General features: G+C 74.7%; 15 protein-coding genes. 7 read left to right on the top strand and 8 right to left on the bottom strand.

Going from position 1 to position 16,251, the window contains the following annotated elements; translation table 11 throughout:
• Positions 1–197: 197 nt before the first annotated feature.
• Complete coding sequence (locus tag QQX09_RS11050; protein ID WP_301134642.1) at positions 198–593, bottom strand: plastocyanin/azurin family copper-binding protein; 396 nt, start codon at positions 591–593, stop codon at positions 198–200.
• An 86-nt stretch (positions 594–679) separates the two neighbouring features.
• Positions 680–2,665 (bottom strand): acetate--CoA ligase, encoded by a 1,986-nt coding sequence (acs, locus tag QQX09_RS11045; protein ID WP_301134640.1) that lies wholly within the window; start codon positions 2,663–2,665, stop codon positions 680–682.
• Positions 2,666–2,804: 139 nt separating this feature from the next.
• Between acs and QQX09_RS11040 the strand changes: the two genes are divergently transcribed.
• Positions 2,805–3,080: a hypothetical protein gene (locus tag QQX09_RS11040; protein WP_301134638.1), complete on the top strand. Its 276-nt coding sequence runs from the start codon at positions 2,805–2,807 to the stop codon at positions 3,078–3,080.
• A 124-nt stretch (positions 3,081–3,204) separates the two neighbouring features.
• Here QQX09_RS11040 and QQX09_RS11035 read toward each other — a convergent pair whose 3' ends face one another.
• From QQX09_RS11035 to QQX09_RS11025, 3 genes are all read right to left on the bottom strand, one after another.
• Positions 3,205–4,164, bottom strand: a complete 960-nt coding sequence (locus QQX09_RS11035; protein ID WP_301134635.1) for a hypothetical protein — start codon at positions 4,162–4,164, stop codon at positions 3,205–3,207.
• Positions 4,165–4,304: 140 nt separating this feature from the next.
• Positions 4,305–4,460: a hypothetical protein gene (locus QQX09_RS11030; RefSeq protein ID WP_301134633.1), complete on the bottom strand. Its 156-nt coding sequence runs from the start codon at positions 4,458–4,460 to the stop codon at positions 4,305–4,307.
• 77 nt (positions 4,461–4,537) lie between these two features.
• Positions 4,538–5,338 carry an HAD family hydrolase gene (locus tag QQX09_RS11025; protein WP_301134630.1) on the bottom strand — a complete coding sequence of 267 codons (801 nt, stop codon included), beginning with the start codon at positions 5,336–5,338 and terminating at the stop codon, positions 4,538–4,540.
• Between the two features lie 221 nt (positions 5,339–5,559).
• Between QQX09_RS11025 and QQX09_RS11020 the strand changes: the two genes are divergently transcribed.
• Positions 5,560–6,558, top strand: coding sequence for a TadA family conjugal transfer-associated ATPase (locus tag QQX09_RS11020; RefSeq protein ID WP_301134627.1), 999 nt, complete (start codon positions 5,560–5,562; stop codon positions 6,556–6,558).
• The gene (locus QQX09_RS11015) at positions 6,555–7,460 is read left to right on the top strand and encodes a hypothetical protein (protein WP_301134624.1); all 906 of its coding nucleotides are present in this window, start codon (positions 6,555–6,557) and stop codon (positions 7,458–7,460) included. Before QQX09_RS11020 ends, QQX09_RS11015 begins: the two co-directional genes overlap by 4 nt.
• Before the next feature lie 93 nt (positions 7,461–7,553).
• Here the strand turns inward: QQX09_RS11015 and QQX09_RS11010 are convergent, their stop codons facing one another.
• Positions 7,554–8,834: an ion channel protein gene (locus QQX09_RS11010; RefSeq protein WP_301134622.1), complete on the bottom strand. Its 1,281-nt coding sequence runs from the start codon at positions 8,832–8,834 to the stop codon at positions 7,554–7,556.
• Between the two features lie 170 nt (positions 8,835–9,004).
• Between QQX09_RS11010 and QQX09_RS11005 the strand changes: the two genes are divergently transcribed.
• Complete coding sequence (locus QQX09_RS11005) at positions 9,005–9,166, top strand: DUF4244 domain-containing protein (RefSeq protein ID WP_301134620.1); 162 nt, start codon at positions 9,005–9,007, stop codon at positions 9,164–9,166.
• Positions 9,163–9,489 carry a hypothetical protein gene (locus QQX09_RS11000; protein WP_301134612.1) on the top strand — a complete coding sequence of 109 codons (327 nt, stop codon included), beginning with the start codon at positions 9,163–9,165 and terminating at the stop codon, positions 9,487–9,489. Before QQX09_RS11005 ends, QQX09_RS11000 begins: the two co-directional genes overlap by 4 nt.
• 684 nt (positions 9,490–10,173) lie before the next feature.
• Here QQX09_RS11000 and QQX09_RS10995 read toward each other — a convergent pair.
• Positions 10,174–12,069, bottom strand: coding sequence for a hypothetical protein (locus QQX09_RS10995; protein WP_301134610.1), 1,896 nt, complete (start codon positions 12,067–12,069; stop codon positions 10,174–10,176).
• Between the two features lies 1 nt (position 12,070).
• A complete protein-coding gene (locus tag QQX09_RS10990; protein WP_301134608.1) occupies positions 12,071–12,628 on the bottom strand; it encodes a sigma-70 family RNA polymerase sigma factor in 558 nt (185 codons plus the stop codon).
• 160 nt (positions 12,629–12,788) lie between these two features.
• Between QQX09_RS10990 and QQX09_RS10985 the strand changes: the two genes are divergently transcribed.
• Both QQX09_RS10985 and QQX09_RS10980 read left to right on the top strand, forming a co-directional pair.
• On the top strand, positions 12,789–15,164 hold the full coding sequence (locus QQX09_RS10985; protein ID WP_301134606.1) for a sodium-translocating pyrophosphatase: 2,376 nt from the start codon (positions 12,789–12,791) through the stop codon (positions 15,162–15,164).
• 121 nt (positions 15,165–15,285) lie between these two features.
• The gene (locus QQX09_RS10980; RefSeq protein WP_301134604.1) at positions 15,286–16,212 is read left to right on the top strand and encodes a 2-hydroxyacid dehydrogenase; all 927 of its coding nucleotides are present in this window, start codon (positions 15,286–15,288) and stop codon (positions 16,210–16,212) included.
• The last annotated feature ends 39 nt before the right edge of the window (positions 16,213–16,251 follow it).

Genomic DNA, 16,251 nt, shown 5'->3' with positions numbered 1-16,251 from the left:
GGCTCCCGTTCGCTTCCGGCTGTTCAAGGGATTCCTGAAACAGCGGATCGAGAAGGCGTCACGCGTCGCCGCGGCCACGGCCCCGCGAGCCACGACACCTCGAGCCACGACCGCGCCGGCCACGACCGCGCCGGCCACGAACCGACCGGCCACGGCTCCGCGAGCCACGACCCCGCCGGCCGCACGCCCACCGCCCCTCACTCGACGACGAGCACCATCTCCATCCCGAGCGCCCGATGGTTCCCGACCGAGCAGTACAGCGTGTAGGTGCCGGGCTCGAGATCGACCGTGAACGCGTCGGTCTCGCCGGGGCCGATCACCGCGGTCGAGCCGCCCGGATCCTCCTCGAGCACGAGGTCGTGCGACATGCCGCCGTCGTTGGTGAGCTCGAACGTGATGGTGCCCGCATCCACCGACGCGGGCGTCGCGGTGTAGCCGTACTCGACCGCGCTCACCTCGACCACGGTTGCGTCCGCGGGCGGGGCCGATGCGTCGGTCCCGGCGTCCTCGGAGGTGCCCCCGCATCCCGCGAGGGCGAGCATCGCCGCGGCAGCGACCGCGGCCGCGCGCATCCGAGCAGTGGCACCGCGCATGAGGGACCTCCCCACGCGCCACGGTACGCCCGCGGGGCCGGGAGCGGCACCCCTCGGCGGCGCCGCGCCCGCACCCGCACCCCGCCTCAGTCGGAGCGGCCGGCCTCGAGCCCGTCCCGGATCGCCTCCATGACGCTCGGGTCCGCGAGGGTGGTGACGTCCCCGGTGGGCCGGTTCTCCGCGACGTCCCTCAGCAGGCGGCGCATGATCTTCCCGGAGCGCGTCTTGGGCACCTCGGACACCACGAGGATGGTGCGCGGCTTCGCGAGCGAGCCGATCTGCCGACGCACGTGCTCGCGCAGTGCCGCCGCCACGTCCTCGCCGTCCTCCGGCACCCCGTGCGCATCCCCGCGCACGATGACGAAGGCCACCACCGCCTGGCCGGTGACCTCGTCCGACGCACCCACCACGGCGGCCTCGGCCACCCACGGGTGCGCGACCAGCGAGTGCTCGATCTCGGTGGTGGTGAGCCGGTGCCCCGACACGTTCATGACGTCGTCGACGCGCCCGAGCAGCCACAGGTCGCCGTCGACGTCCTTCTTGGCGCCGTCGCCCGCGAAGTACATCCCGTCGAAGTGGTTCCAGTACGTGGAGACGTAGCGGTGACGGTTGCCCCAGATCCCGCGCAGCATCGACGGCCACGGCTCGGTGACGACCAGATACCCGCCCTCGCCGTTCGCGACGGGGCGTCCCGCATCGTCCACCACGTCGATCGACACCCCGGGCATGGGCGTCATCGCGGAGCCCGGCTTGGTCGCCGTCACGCCCGGGAGCGGGGAGATCATGATCGCGCCGGTCTCGGTCTGCCACCACGTGTCGACGATGGGGCAGCGGTCCCCGCCGATCACCCGGCGGTACCACATCCACGCCTCCGGGTTGATGGGTTCGCCCACCGATCCGAGCAGCCGCAGCGAGCTGAGGTCGTACTGCTGCGGGATCGCCTCGCCCCACTTCATGAAGGTGCGGATCGCGGTGGGCGCGGTGTAGAGGATGGTGACCTTGAACTGCTCGACGATCTCCCACCACCGGCCCTCGTGCGGGGTGTTGGGGGTGCCCTCGTAGAGCACCTGCGTCGCGCCGTTGATCATGGGCCCGTACACGATGTACGAGTGCCCGGTGATCCAGCCGACGTCCGCGGTGCACCAGTAGACGTCGTCGTCCTTGAGGTCGAAGACGATGCGGTGGGTGTGCGCGGCGCCCGTGAGGTAGCCGCCCGTCGTATGGAACAGGCCCTTGGGGGTGCCCGTGGTGCCCGACGTGTAGAGGATGAACAGCGGGTGCTCGGCCTCGACCCACACGGGCTCGTGCGAGGCCGGCTGCGGGTCCACCGCATCGTGCCACCAGACGTCGCGTCCCTCGACCCAGGCGGTCTCCTGCCCGGTGCGCTTGACCACGAGGACGTGCTCGACCGACGGCGCGGGGCCCTGCTCGGGGTGTCCGGCGATCGCCTCGTCGACCAGGGGCTTGAGCGCGAGGTGGGCGCCGCGGCGGTTGCCGCCGTCGGCGGTGATGACCAGCTTGGCCTCGGCGTCGTCGATGCGCTGGCGCAGGCTGTCCGCGGAGAATCCGCCGAACACGACGGAGTGGATCGCGCCGACGCGTGCGCACGCGAGCATCGCGACCACGGCCTCAGGGATCTGCGGCAGGTAGATCGCGACGCGGTCGCCCTTGCCGACGCCGAGCGCGGCCAGCCCGTTCGCGGCCCGCTGCACGCGCTCGTGGATGTCCGCGTACGTGAGGGTCTCGGTGTCGCCGGGCTCGCCGACGAAGTGGAACGCGACGCGGTCGCCGCGGCCCTCGCGCACGTGCCGGTCGACCGCGTTGTCGCACGCGTTGAGCGTGCCGTCGTGGAACCAGCGGGCGACGGGCGCGTCCGACCAGTCGAGGATCTCCGTGAACGGGGTCCTCCAGGCGAGGCGCAGCGCGGCCTCGCGCCAGTACTGCAGCCGGTCCACCCCGGCCTTCTTGTACTCGTACGCGGTCGCGTTGGCATGCGCGGCGAACGCGGCGTGCGGACGGAACGACCGCGTCTCGGTGTGCAGGTTCTCGAGTGTATGGGCGACGTTGACCATGGATGTCACAGTAGGACCAAGGTCCCGGACCTGTGAAGGCTTTGTTAGACGGCCTGGTATTCGACCGGTTGGCCGTGTCGGGTGGGACGATGCGCCGGTTCCGCGCGCGCATCCGGCCCGCCCGTGCGAGCCTGGGGTGATGACTGGATCAGAGGGTTTCGACTACCGGACCCGCACCAACGGCGAGGTCCACATCTTCCATCACGGGAGGCTCGCGCGGATGCTCAAGGACGACTCGGCCCAGGACTTCCTCGCGTCCGTGAAGGACGGCGACGCGCAGGAGGTCATGGCCGCCGCGGTCGGCAACGACGGCCAGGGCGGGGGAGTGCGCGGGTCCGCGCAGGGCCCCGCGACGCACCTGCACGGCAACGGCACGGCCCACCCGCACGCGGAGTTCCGCCGCAAGTCGGGCTGAGCCCCGCCCGCGAACGCCTCTCCACGCACGAGCAGCGCAAACGTGCGAGGCGTGGGCATGTTGACGTCCACATGCGGGCACGTGTGTGGATCAGCGCCCCACCTGCGTGGGGGGGCGCTCGGGCCTACTCGACGGTGAACTCGGCCGCGAGCGAGAACGCGACGGCGGGCGGCACGTCGGCGATGTACTCGACCGGCACCTCGCGCTCGAGCGCGTCCGCGAGCACGTCCTCGGGGACGTCGCAGCTGCGGTTGAGGAGGTTGCCGTCGGCGTCGACCTGGTCGGTGCAGTGCGCCTGGACCGCCGGGTCGTCGTACAGCGCCGTGAAGCCCGCGTTGTACTGCAGGCCCGCGAGCCCGGTGATGCCCTCCTCGGACAGCACGCGCGCGATCGCGGCGGGCTCGCCCAGGATGATCGGCGACCACTGGTAGACGCGGTACGTGCCCGCCGGCAGCTGCTCGTGCGCGGCGTAGAAGGCGGCCGCCTCGGCCTGCTTGGCGGCGATCTCGTCGTCGGTCGCGGTCGACCAGTCGAAGCCCTGCCAGACCTCGTTGAGCCCGTCGGCCACGTCGCACAGCAGCGCGCCGGTGATCTCGACGTTGTTCTGCGTCAGCGTGGTCTCGTCCGGCGTCGCGACGTAGTACTCCGGCACGAACTCGCCGCCCCAATCCGGGGTGACCACCACATCGTCCCTGGTCACGATGATGCTGCCCTCGGAGGCGAGGAAGCCGAGACCCGCGGTCGAGGTCGTGTAGCCGGGCACCACGGTGACCGTGTCGACGCCCTCGACCTGGCGGAGCGACGCGTCGACCTTGGGCAGCACGCCGTTGGCCTCGTCGGACGTCGGGGTCCACGTCTCGCCGCACGCCGGGGGCGTGAAGAGGTCGTCCCCCGAGGCCTCCACCTCGGACAGCCGGAACGTCAGCGGCACGGTCTCGCCGCTGGTCTCCTGGCTCGTGACCGGTGCCGAGGCGGGCGTCTCGTCGCCCTGCGACGCCTTCCAGGCCTTCACCCCGAACCAGCCGGCGGCGGCCGAGGCGAGCGCGACCATGATCGCGGCGAGGGCGAGAAGGATCTTGCGCAATGGACGTCCTCGAGAAGGGGTGGGCTCAGCCCACCGGCGACGCGAGGGGGCTGTGGCGAGGATACGTCATCGGGGGGTCCGTCCCGACCCGGCTCGCCCGGTTTCGGGGGCCCGGAGCGCCCGATCTGGGGACGGGCCCGTCAGGACGATGCGGGGGCGGCTCCGACCGACGCGTCGGGGGTCGCGGTGGGCGCGTCCGCGCCGTCTCCGCGGATCGTGTCCCACGCCCACCCGGCGCCGATGCCGAGCCCCATCGCCAGCACCCCCACGAGTGCAGCAAGAAGTGCCTTGTTCATTGCGTGATCCCCTCAGACTCCGCGTGCCGCGCGAGGCGGCCCCGTCACCCTAGCGCACGGCGGGGACGGCGGTCCGGCTACGCGTCGTCGGGCGTGCGGCGGGCCGCGAGGGCCAGGATCCAGACCGCCGCGACCGCGGCCACGGCGACGGTGGCGACCACCGCGGGGCGCACGGCCGGCCGCGACCGCAGGCCCACCGGGCGGCGGAACGTGAGCACGCCCCACCCGTGGCGCCGTGCCGCCCGGCGCATGGCGCGATCGGGGTTGACCGCGAAGCCGTGCCCCACCTCGTCGAGCATGGGGGTGTCGGTGATCGAGTCGGAGTAGGCGTAGCACGCGTCGAGGTCGTAGCCGCGCTCCTCGGCGAGCGCGCGGATGGCCTCCGCCTTGGCCGGCCCGTAGGCGTAGAACGAGATCTCGCCCGTGAAGCGCCCGTCCTCGACCTCCATGCGTGAGGCGACGACGGCGTCCGCGCCGAGCAGCGACGCGATCGGCTCGACCACCTGGTGCGCGGAGGCGCTCACGATGACCACGTCGCGGCCGTTGGCCTGGTGACGGCGGATGAGGTCGAGCGCCTCCTGGTAGACGATCGGGTCGATGTGCTCGTGCAGCGTCTCCGCGACGATGCCGTCGACGTGCGCGACGTCCCAGCCGGTGATCAGCTCGCTGAGCGCGTCGCGCAGGCGGGTGGTCTGCCGCTCGTCGGCGCCGCCGATCTCGAACAGGAACTGCGCGAACGCGGTCCGCAGCGCCTTGGTGCGCGTGATGAGGCCGCCCTCGTAGAACGAGCGCGAGAAGGCCATGGACGAGGACCTCGCGATGATGGTCTTGTCCAGGTCGAAGAAGGCCGCGCTGCGGCGCGGTCCGGATGCCGCCATGGCGTCACTCTAACCGCCGCCACGGACAGCGGTGCAGGGGTGTCGCCGACGTGCGGGTGAGGCGCGGTGCGGTGGCGCAGGCGTGGTGCCGGCGGGGCTCTGGCGGGGCGCCGCGGCGCGGCGGTTCGGCCCGATGTCCCCGTCCCCTGCGGCCCCCGCCGCCGTCCACGGGCACGATGCGTGGCGCGCCCGGGTAGGCCGCGGCGCCGGATGCTGGGGAGGTGTCCGACCCCCTCGCGGGACCCCTCGCCCCGCTGCTCGCGCTGCCCGGCGTCACGGATGTGCTGGTCCAGGCACCCGACGCCGCGTGGATCGACCGTGGGCGCGGGCTCGAGCGGCGCCCGCTCGACTGCGGTGGCGTCGAGGGCGTGCGCGCGCTCGCGGTGGGCCTCGCCGCGGCGGCCGGCAGGCGGCTCGACGACGCCGAGCCGACCGTCGACGCCCGCCTCCCGGACGGCACCCGCCTCCACGCGGTCCTCCCTCCCGTCGCGGACGGCTGCACCGCGATCTCGCTGCGTCGCATCCGCGCCGCGCCGTTCGCGGTCGAGGACCTCGTCGCGGGCGGGATGCTCACGGGAGAGGTCGCGGACCTGCTGGCCGCGCTCGTGCGGGCGCGGGTGCCGATCCTGGTGTCCGGCGGCACGGGTGCGGGCAAGACCACGCTGCTCGCGACCCTGCTCGCGCTCGCCGACCCGGGCGAGCGCATCGTGCTCGTCGAGGAGGCGGGCGAGCTCGCTCTCGGCCACCCGCACGTGGTGCGGCTCGTCGAGCGACGCCCCAACGTCGAGGGCGCAGGCGGCGTCCCGCTCGCCCGGCTCGTGCGGGAGGCGCTGCGGATGCGTCCCGACCGCATCGTCCTGGGTGAGTGCCGCGGGTCCGAGCTGCGGGAGGTGCTCGCCGCCGCCAACACGGGCCACGCCGGCGCGCTCACCACGCTGCACGCGAACTCCGCGCGCGACGTGCCCGCCCGGCTCGAGGCGCTCGCGTTGCTCGCGGGTCTCACCCCCGTGCAGCTCGCGACCCAGGCGGGAGCCGCCTTCGCGGTGATCGTCCACGTCGTGCGCGCGCCCGGGGGTCGGCGGGTCGCCGAGGTGGCCCGGCTGCGTGCCGACGCGGGCGGCCTCGCCGCCGTCACGGCCTACGAGCGCGACGATGCGGGCGTCCGCTACGGGCCCGCGTGGCCGGGGGTGCGGGCGCTCGCGGACGGGGTCGCGGCGTGAGCGGCGCGGCGCCCATCGACGACGGCTGGGAAGACGCGCTTCCCCGCGTCGTGGGCCTGCTGCGCGCGGGCCTGCCGGCGCCGACGGCCTGGGCGCGCGCCGGAGCGACGGTCCCCACGCACCCGCAGGACACCCTCGACCGCGCGGTCGCCGGCGCCGATCGGCTCGCGACCCGCACCGGGGCGCCGCTCGCGGCGATGCTGCTCGCGATCGCCGGGGCGGCGGCCGACGCGCGCGAGGCCGAGGCGCTCCGGCGGGCGGCGCTGGCCGGGCCCCGGCTGAGCGCCCGGATCCTCCTGTGGCTGCCGTTGGCGGGGCTCGCTCTCGGTGCTCTCGTCGATCCGCGCACGGTGCGCGTGCTCGCGTTGACGCCCCTGGGGTGGGCCCTGCTGGCGGTCGGCGCGGCGCTCACGTGGGCCGGGCGGGCGTGGACGGGCCGCCTGGTGGGCCGGGCCGGCGCGGCCGGGGAGGGGGACGATGCGGTGGTGGTCGGGGCGGCGCTGGTCGCCGCCGCGCTTGCGGCCGGGGCGCCGGTCGCCGGCGCGTTGCGGGCGGTCGGCGAGGCGCTGGGCGAGCCGGCCCTCGCGGCGGTCGCGGACCGGCTCGACGGCGACCCGCGCGGGCCGTCGCCGCCCGGTGACGACCGCTGGGAGCCGCTGACCCGGGCGCTCGTGCCGGCGATCCGCGCGGGCGCGAGCCCGGCGGCCTCCCTCGACGCCGCGGCGAGGTCCGCCGCGCGGCGGGCGCGGACCGACGCCGCGATGGCCGCCGGCGAGCTGGGCGTCCGCGTGACGTTGCCGTTGGCGCTGTGCCTGCTGCCCGCGTTCGTCGCGGTCGGTCTGCTGCCGCTGCTCGTCGCCGTGGTGGGCGGCACGGTCGCGGAGGGAGGGTGGGGGCCGTAGGCCGCCCGGGAGGCGGGCGGGCACGTGTCCGTCGGGCGCGTCTCCCCGGGCGCGTCTCCCCGGGCGCGTCTCCCGGGCGCGGTGCCGCGGCGTCTACCGCGTGGGCACCGCCGGCGGCTCGGACGCCTCCGCGGGCTCCTCGTGCACCAGCATGTGCGGCGCTCGCGTCAGCACGAGCCACACGGGCAGCGCCGCGACGCAGAGGATCGGGAGCACCGTCACGGCGCCGCAGATGAGGACGCCGCCGAACAGCGCGAGCCATCCGTCGCGCCCCACCGCGAACACCACGCCCAGCACGCCGGATGCGACGGCGAGCGTGAGGGGGATGCCCGGCACGAGCGCGTGCGCGAACGCGCCCAGCGCGACGCCGGTGAACATCGCAGGGAAGATGCGGCCGCCGCGGAAGCCCGAGGCGCCCGAGACGACGATCGCGGCGAGCTTCACCACCACGATGAGCGCGAGCGCGCCGACGGTGTACGAGTCGAGGTCCGCGAGCAGCTCCGCGGTCTCCTCCGCGCCCTTGAACATGGTGATCTGCCCGCCGATGAGCGCGAGCACGCCGAGCACCGCGCCGCCGACGGTGACGTACAGCAGGGGGTGGCGCAGCCGCCGGAACGCACGGTGGGCGGGGGTGAACGTCCACGCGGCGGCCGCGCCGAGTGCCGCGCCCACGGACGCGATCACCGAGGCGGACAGCAGGTCGACCCACTGCGCGGTGTAGTCGGGCAGGCCCATGTCCCAGGACGCGCCGCCGAGCAGGTGGTAGACCACCGAGGCGGCGCCGGCCGCGACCAGCGGGGTGAAGAGGCGGTCCCACAGCTGGCCGGGCACGTTCCCGCCGAGCACGCTCGTGAGCACGAGGGCCGCCGCGACGGGGGTGCCGAGCATCGCGCCCAGCATCGCGGCCGTCGAGATCATCAGCACCACCGGCAGCGGCACGGCCGGGAGGAAGCGGCGGTACGCGACCACCGTGAGGCCGGTCGCGACCATGATGATCGGGCCCTCGGGGCCGAGGCTGACCCCTCCCGCGAGGCCCAGGACGAGCGCCACGGCGACGCCGGGAAGCGTCCGCAGCGGGAGCGGCGGCGACGCGAGCTCGACGGTCGCGGTGTCGTGCCCGCCGTGGCCCGGGGCCTTCCACAGCGTGAGGCCGACGAGCGCCCCTGTCAGCGTGAGGATGAGGGCGGCCCACCAGCGTGCGTCGCCGTCGACCCCGAGCGCATCCGGCAGGTGCGACCACCACACCTCGTGCAGGAGGTGCGCGAGCTCGTCGATGCCGACGAGCAGCACGGCCGCGCCGGCGCCGACGAGCGTGGCGGGCACCGCCGACCTCGCCAGGACGGCGGGGCTCGGGCTGGGCGCGGCGTCGGTCATGGTCCCCCTCGGGCATGGAGCGGCGGGTCGCGACGACCCTCCCGCCACTCTAGGGCGCGGCGATGTCCCCAGGCACCTGCGGCGGTTCGCTCCCCACCGAAGCGCATCCGACGGGTGCGGCGACGCGCCCTCGCGGCCGACGCTGATGAGCACCGACGAAGGGAGCACGCATGGACACGGACGGCCACGGCGACGAGGGGATGGCGACGGTCGAGTACGCACTCGTCACGGTCGCGGCGGCGGGCTTCGCGGGCCTGCTCGTGGTGATCCTCAAGTCCGACGAGGTGCGCGGGATGCTCCTGGGCATCCTGCGCGGCGCGCTGGGCGCATGAGGCCGCGCGGCGACCGCGGATCGGCGGCGGTGGAGCTCGCGCTCGCCCTGCCGGCCGCGGTCGTCGTGCTCGCCGCGACCCTGTCCGCGGTGCAGGCCGCCGCGGTGGGCGTCGGCGTGCCGGCGGCCGCCCTGGCCGGCGCCCGTGCCGGCGCCGTCGCGGGGGACGATACGGCGGTCGCCGCGGCCCGGCGCGCGGCCGGCCGCGACGCCTCGGTGGCGGTGACGCGGTCCGCGGGATGGATCGACGTGGCCGTCGCGGTGGACCGGGGCTGGCCGTGGGGCGTGCGCGAGGCACGCGCGGCGCTGCCGCTCGAGCCATGACCGGCGCTGCTGCTCGAGCCACGACCGGCGCCGCCGGTCGAGCCATGACCGGCTCTGCCGGTCGAGGCCCCACGGGTGCCGCCGACCGAGCCGTGGCCCTCGCTCGCGCGCGAGGCGATGCTGGCGCCGGGACCGTGGCGGCGCTCGCGGTCGCGCTGGCGGCGCTGACGGTGATCCTCGCGCTCGCGACCGCCGTCGGGGCGGTCACGGCACGCGCTCAGGCGCAGGCCGCGGCGGACGCCGCCGCGCTCGCGGGCGCGTGGGAGGTCCGGGCGGCGCAGGCGAGGGCCTCGCCCGGGAACGGGAGCGCCGCATGCGCGGTCGCCCGGATCGCGGCGGCGCGGACGGGCGGCTCGCTTCTCCGTTGCGTCGTGGGCGGCCGTGGCGCCGTCACCGTGACCGTCGAGGTCGGGGGGAGGGAGGCCTCCGCGAGGGCCGGGAGGAAGGTGTCGGCGGCGGCCCGAGCTGAGGGGGGTCGGACCGCCGCCGACGGTATTCCTGCCAGCGGACGGCTGAGGGATCGTGCCGCTGTCAGGAAATCCATGCGCTCACGCCATCGGCGTTCGCGTACCCCGATTCAATACGCCGAATCGGTTGCATTTCTATAACAGCGTCGCGCGTGTCGTGGTGCTTGTGCGTGGGTTGTGACAAAGCCCACATCGGTAACCCGAGGTAACAGGGGTTTCACCGGACCGTGACGGTGCCGAGCGAGGTCCACACCTGGAAGTCGACGGCGTCGTAGACCTCGAAGACGTCGGGCGCGGGTGCGATCGCGCTGCCCGTGGCGCCGCCGCCGATGGTGGCCTCGCCGGCATCGGTCGAGTCGGGCTCGACCAGCAGCGGCTCGTCGTCGCTGCCCAGCGTGCCGCCGAGGTCGGCGTCGCGGGCCGACTGCTCCTCGAGCAGCGCCTCGTCGGACCCGTCCATGTAGACGAGGTCCCCGCCGCCGACGCTGAGGTAGTGCATCGCGAGCAGCGTGTAGGTGCCGGGGTCGACCGCGGTCTGTCCGGAGTCCGACCAGCAGCCGTTGACGTCGCGCCACAGCAGCGTCGACTCCACGGACTCGCCGCGCGCCAGCCCGCCCTCGGAGTAGCCGTACGGCTCGATCGCGATCGTCGCGTCCTCGGCACCGTCCGCACCGATCGCGGGCTCGGCGATGGCCACGTCGCCGTGCTGGTAGGGGCTCACCGGGTACGCCTCGGCCACGACGCGCCCGTCGCGCACCAGCGCGAGCTGGACGCTGCGCGCATCCCAGAACGAGTCGAGGTCCCACGCGGAGGCGTTGGCGACCCGGCTGGTCAGCGCCGGGTTGCCGTCGACGATCCAGCCGTAGCTCACGTCGATGGTCGCGGGGGCGTCGACGGCGACGTCGAGAAGGTCCATCGCCGCGGATCGGGCGGGAAAACCGCCGTCGCCGTCCCACGCGCAGCCGAACCAGGTGCTCGGCAGCGCGCCCGTCGAGTCGCCCGAGACGATCCACCGCTGCGTCCCCGCGGCCATGTCCCACGGTCCCGCGAGGGCGTCGCGGTAGAGCATCCGGGCGGTGGCCGCGTCGAGCGCGTCCTCGTTCGCCGGGGTGGTGGGCACCGGCTCGGGCTCGTCGACGCGGAGGTAGGCCGCGAACGGCTCGTCGACCGCGTCGCCGGCGACCACGAAGCCGACCGGCGGAGCGATCGCCCGCAGCGCCGGTCCGCCCGCGGCGACGACCGACCCGGGCATGTCGGTCGCGTCGGACCCGACGGACGAGCCCGCCTCGTCGTCCACGACCGCGTCGTCGCCGCCGGTGGCACCCGCCTCGCCGTCGACGGCCTCTCCGCCACCGGGCTCCTCCGAGTCGACGGCCTCGGGCGTCGCCGGATCGGTGGCCGGATCCGTGGGCTCGGCGGGCTCGACGACCGGGGGCTCGTCGACGGCCGTCGCGTAGTACTCCTGGGTGAGCACGAGCTCGTACTTCGAGGCGGGCAGCGGCTCGCCGTCCCAGCAGTTCTCGAGGGGCACGCCCAGGTCCTCGGACGTGGTGCTCCCCTCCACGAGGTCGACCAGCGAGACGCCGTCGACGTCGCCCGAGCCGAGGGTCCCCACGACGATGCCGTCCCACAGCACCACGCCGTCGAGCCCGAAGGTCTCGAAGGAGCCGCCCGTCACGACCGTGGTCGTCGCCGTGACCGCCAGCTCCTCGCCGACGGCGGGCTCGCCCGTGACCGTGGCCTCGAGCTCCACGGGTGCGCCCGTCGAGTCGAGGAACGGCAGCTCCTGGCCGCACAGCCCCCACGCGAGCGCGGACGAGCCGGCCATCTCGCCGCCGTCCGCCTCGCCGGCGAAGCCGCCGGCCGAGTCCTCGGTGACGGCCGCGGCCTCGTCGCGCGTCGCATCGTCCCCGCTCGAGGCCGAGGAGCCGCTCACCGCACCCGAGATGCCGAAGCCGAGCACGACGACCATGCCGCCGGCGAGCACGCCGCCGGAGCCGGTGCGCAGGCCGCGCTGGGTGGTGACGCGCCGCTGCGCGCGGCGGGTGTCGATCGCGAGCCCGTCGAGCGGGGCCCGGTCCGCGGCGCCGCGCAGGGCATCCGAGAGCTTCATGTCAGCCGCCTTCCGTCCGTCGACGCGTCGCCACGTCGACCTCGTCGTCCGCCTGGTCCCGAGGATCGTCCTCGAGGGGGCCGAGCAGGAGCTCGAGCCGGGCCAGGCCGTCATGCAGGTACCGCTTCACCGAGCCGGGCGCGAGGCCCAGGTGCTGGGCGATGTCGGGCACGGTGAGGTCGTCGAAGAAGCGCAGCACCACGCACGCGCGCTCCCGCGGCGCGAGGGTGGCGAGCGCCTCCAGCACGTCCGCCCCCGCCTCGACGCCCGCGAGCGGGTCCGCCAGCGGTGCGGCGGGCCGGAACAGGTGCTGCACCCGACGCCAGCGCTGGTCGCGCCGGTAGCCGTCGATGTAGGACGTCGTGATCGCGCGTCGGACGTACGCCTCGGCCTTGACCGAGGTCAGCCCCGGCCGCGGACGCGAGAACGTCCGCACCAGCGCGTCCTGCACCAGATCCTGCGCCATGGTGCCGTCCCCGCACACCAGGTACGCGTATCCGAGCAGCGCCCGCTCGCGATCGCGCACCAGCTGCGCCATCGTCTCCCGCCAGTCGCTCATCAGGTCCCCCACCTCGTCGTGCCCTGCAACGTTGACGGGCACGGTGGCAGAAACGTTGGGTCGGGACTCGACGACTCGCCGACCTTCTCCCCTAGAGTGGCCTGGTACCCCTTGCGGGCGCGACAACGGAGTCGCGTCGGGGAGACGTCGAGGAGGACGTATGCACGCCACGGCAACCGCGCTGGAGGTGAGCTCGGGGAACGCGACCATCGTGGTCGTGATCGGGATCATCGCCGCCGTCTCGCTCGTCGCCGCCTGGTTCCTGCGACGGAACGTGCTGCAGGCGCCGGCCGGCACGGAGTCCATGAACGAGATCGCGACCGCCGTCCAGGAGGGCGCCTCCGCGTATCTCAACCGTCAGCTGCGCACGCTCGCGCTGTTCGCCGCCCTCGTGTTCGCGCTGCTGTTCCTGCTGCCCGGCGACGCCGGGATCCGCGTGGGCCGGTCGCTCTTCTTCCTGCTGGGCGCGGGCTGCTCGGCGACCATCGGCTACATGGGCATGTGGCTCGCGGTGCGCGCCAACGTGCGCGTCGCCTCCGCCTCGACCCGCCAGGGCGGGCGCGCCGAGGGTGCGCGCATCGCGTTCCGCACCGGCGGCGCGGTCGGCATGTCGGTGGTCGGCATGGGCCTGGGCGGCGCGGCGGCCGTGGTCTTCCTCTATCGGGACGATGCGGCGGCCGTGCTCGAGGGCTTCGGCTTCGGGGCGGCGCTGCTCGCCATGTTCATGCGCGTCGGCGGCGGCATCTTCACCAAGGCCGCCGACGTCGGCGCGGACCTCGTCGGCAAGGTCGAGAAGCACATCCCCGAGGACGACCCCCGCAACGCCGCGACCATCGCCGACAACGTGGGCGACAACGTGGGCGACTGCGCCGGCATGGCGGCGGACCTCTTCGAGTCGTACGCCGTGACCCTGGTCGCGGCGCTCATCCTCGGCAAGGCGGCCTTCGGCGAGCAGGGCCTCGTGTTCCCGCTCATCGTCACCGCGATCGGCGCGCTCGTGGCCGCGCTCGGCGTCGCCATCACCAAGGTCCGCGGCGACGAGCCCGGCCTCAAGGCCATCAACCGCGGCTTCTACACCGCCGCCGCCGCCGGCGCGGTGCTGGCCGCGATCGCGGCGTTCGTCTACCTGCCGTCGTCCTTCGCGGAGCTCAACGGCGCCTCGGTCGAGGGGGAGTCCGGCGACCCGCGCATCGTCTCCATGGTCGCGGTCTTCGTGGGCATCGGCCTCGCGGGCCTCATCCTGTGGATCACCGGCTACTTCACGGACACCGCGCAGCGGCCCACGCGTCGCGTCGCGCGCACCTCCCTCACCGGGGCCGCGACGGTGGTGCTCGCCGGCATCGGCGTGGGCCTCGAGTCCGCCGTCTACACCGCGACCGTGATCGCGGGCGCGGTGGTGGTGCTGTTCGCGGTCGCGGGAGGGTCCGTCACGCTCGCGCTGTTCCTCGTGGCGCTCGCGGGCTGCGGACTGCTCACCACGGTCGGCGTGATCGTCGCGATGGACACGTTCGGTCCGGTCTCCGACAACGCGCAGGGCATCGCGGAGATGTCCGGCGAGGTCGACGACGAGGCCGCGAAGACCCTCACCGACCTCGACGCGGTCGGCAACACCACCAAGGCCATCACCAAGGGCATCGCGATCGCGACGGCCGTGCTGGCCGCGACCGCGCTGTTCGGCAGCTACTCCGACGCGGTCACCCACGCGCTCGAGGACGCGGCGGCCACCGCCGCATCGTTCTCCTACGAGATCATCCACCCGCTCACGCTCGTCGGCGTCATCATCGGCGGCGCGACCGTGTTCCTGTTCTCCGGGCTGGCCATCGACGCCGTCACGAGGGCGGCCGGCGCGATCGTCTTCGAGGTGCGCCGGCAGTTCCGCGAGATGCCGGGGATCATGGACCGCACGCAGCGGCCCGAGTACGGCCGCGTGGTCGACATCTGCACCCGCGACTCCCTGCGCGAGCTCGCGACGCCGGGCCTGCTGGCTGCGATGGCGCCCATCTTCGTGGGCTTCGCGCTCGGCGTGGGTGCGCTCGCCGGCTTCCTCGCGGGCGCGATCGGCACGGGCGTGCTCATGGCGGTGTTCCTCGCGAACGCCGGCGGCTCGTGGGACAACGCCAAGAAGATCGTCGAGGACGGCTACTGGGGCGGCAAGAACTCGCCCGCGCACGAGGCGACGGTCATCGGCGACACGATCGGCGACCCGTTCAAGGACACCGCCGGCCCGGCGATCAACCCGCTCATCAAGGTGATGAACCTGGTCGCGCTGCTCATCGCGCCGGCGGTGGTGCTGCTCACGTACGGCGACTCCGCGAACCCGTGGATGCGCGGGCTCATCGCCGGGGTCGCGGCGGTCGTGGCGGTGACCGCGGTCGGCCTGGCGTCGCGTCGCGCGCACGCCGGCGGCATCGCGAGCGAGGCCGATGCGGCGGCCGCCGAGGAGGGCCACGGCCCGACCGCCTCGGAGGCCGATGACCCGGCGGCGGAGGCCGCATCGACCACCGCGGGCACGCCCGCGGGAGGGGAGCAGCGCTAGGGTCGGCGCGCCCCCGAGCGGCGCGGCGCCTGTCCCAGCCTCCCAGCGGGCGGGCGCCGCGCCCGACTCATGCCGGGCTCGCGGGAGCTCAGCGCGATACCGCCCGTGCCATGCTGGCGCGGTGACCCTCTCGCGCCCGCGCGTCCTCGTCGACATGTCGCTGCATCCCGCGGCGCTGGCGGCCCTCGACGGTGCCGCGGACGTCGCGCCGCTTCCTCGCGAGGCAGTGGCGCGGGCGGAGGCTCTCGCCGCCGCGGACGGGCTGCTCGCGTACGGCCCGCCCACCGTGGAGGAGCTCGGTGGCGCGCCCCGGCTGCGCGCCCTCGCGGTGCATCTCGCGCCGCCGGACGTTCACGACCACGCCCGCGCCCACGGGATGGCCGTGCTTGAGTCGAGCCGCCTGTGGCGCACCGTGGCCGAGCACACGCTCGCCCTCATCCTCGCGACGCTGCGTCGCGTCCCGGCGGCGGACGCCGCGATCCGTGCCGGCCGCTGGCCGCACGAGGACCTCAAGGTGCCCTACTCGGGCCGTGACCTCGCCGGCTCCACGGTGGGCGTGCTCGGCGCGGGGCGCATCGGCGCGCCGCTGCTGCGCATGCTCGCGGCCCTCGAGGCGCGAGCGCTGTTCACCGACGCGCGCGACCTGCCCGCCGTCGCGGCGGCTACCGGTGCCCGCCAGGTGGCCCTCCCGACCCTGCTCGCGGAGTCCGACGTGCTCGTGGTCCTCCTGCCGCTCGACGAGTCCACCCGCGGCACCGTCGGCGCCGCCGAGCTCGCGCGCATGAAGCCCGGCGCGATCCTCGTCAACACCGCGCGCGGACCCGTGGTCGACGAGGCGGCGCTGCTCGACGCGCTGCGGGACGGGTCGCTGGCGGGCGCCGGCCTCGACGTCCACGGCGACGAGCCCCTCGCCGCCGACCATCCGCTGCTCGCGCTCGAGCAGGTGGTCATCACCCCGCACCTCGGCGGGTCCACGCTCGAGTGCGACCTCGAGCTCGTCGAGGGCCTGATCGCCGCGCTCCGGGAGGGCGAGCCGCCGCGGTCCTGAGCGTGTGTCGCGTTCGCGTATTCAAGCGTCCGCTGAAAT

This window comes from Demequina litoralis (genome assembly GCF_030418455.1).
Lineage (GTDB): Bacteria > Actinomycetota > Actinomycetes > Actinomycetales > Demequinaceae > Demequina > Demequina litoralis.
The sequence above is the reverse complement of the archived record's forward strand: the minus strand, read 5'-3'. Positions and strand labels throughout refer to the sequence as shown.

Excerpts from the sequence above, each read along its gene's own strand:
- QQX09_RS11010 (WP_301134622.1), bottom strand. The coding sequence starts at position 8,834 with ATGACCGACGCCGCGCCCAGCCCGAGCCCCGCCGTCCTGGCGAGGTCG.
- QQX09_RS10995 (WP_301134610.1), bottom strand. The coding sequence starts at position 12,069 with ATGAAGCTCTCGGATGCCCTGCGCGGCGCCGCGGACCGGGCCCCGCTC.
- QQX09_RS11005 (WP_301134620.1), top strand. The coding sequence starts at position 9,005 with ATGGACACGGACGGCCACGGCGACGAGGGGATGGCGACGGTCGAGTAC.
- QQX09_RS11050 (WP_301134642.1), bottom strand. The coding sequence starts at position 593 with ATGCGCGGTGCCACTGCTCGGATGCGCGCGGCCGCGGTCGCTGCCGCG.
- QQX09_RS10985 (WP_301134606.1), top strand. The coding sequence starts at position 12,789 with ATGCACGCCACGGCAACCGCGCTGGAGGTGAGCTCGGGGAACGCGACC.
- acs (WP_301134640.1), bottom strand. The coding sequence starts at position 2,665 with ATGGTCAACGTCGCCCATACACTCGAGAACCTGCACACCGAGACGCGG.
- QQX09_RS11000 (WP_301134612.1), top strand. The coding sequence starts at position 9,163 with ATGAGGCCGCGCGGCGACCGCGGATCGGCGGCGGTGGAGCTCGCGCTC.
- QQX09_RS11025 (WP_301134630.1), bottom strand. The coding sequence starts at position 5,338 with ATGGCGGCATCCGGACCGCGCCGCAGCGCGGCCTTCTTCGACCTGGAC.
- QQX09_RS10990 (WP_301134608.1), bottom strand. The coding sequence starts at position 12,628 with ATGAGCGACTGGCGGGAGACGATGGCGCAGCTGGTGCGCGATCGCGAG.
- QQX09_RS11030 (WP_301134633.1), bottom strand. The coding sequence starts at position 4,460 with ATGAACAAGGCACTTCTTGCTGCACTCGTGGGGGTGCTGGCGATGGGG.
- QQX09_RS11040 (WP_301134638.1), top strand. The coding sequence starts at position 2,805 with ATGACTGGATCAGAGGGTTTCGACTACCGGACCCGCACCAACGGCGAG.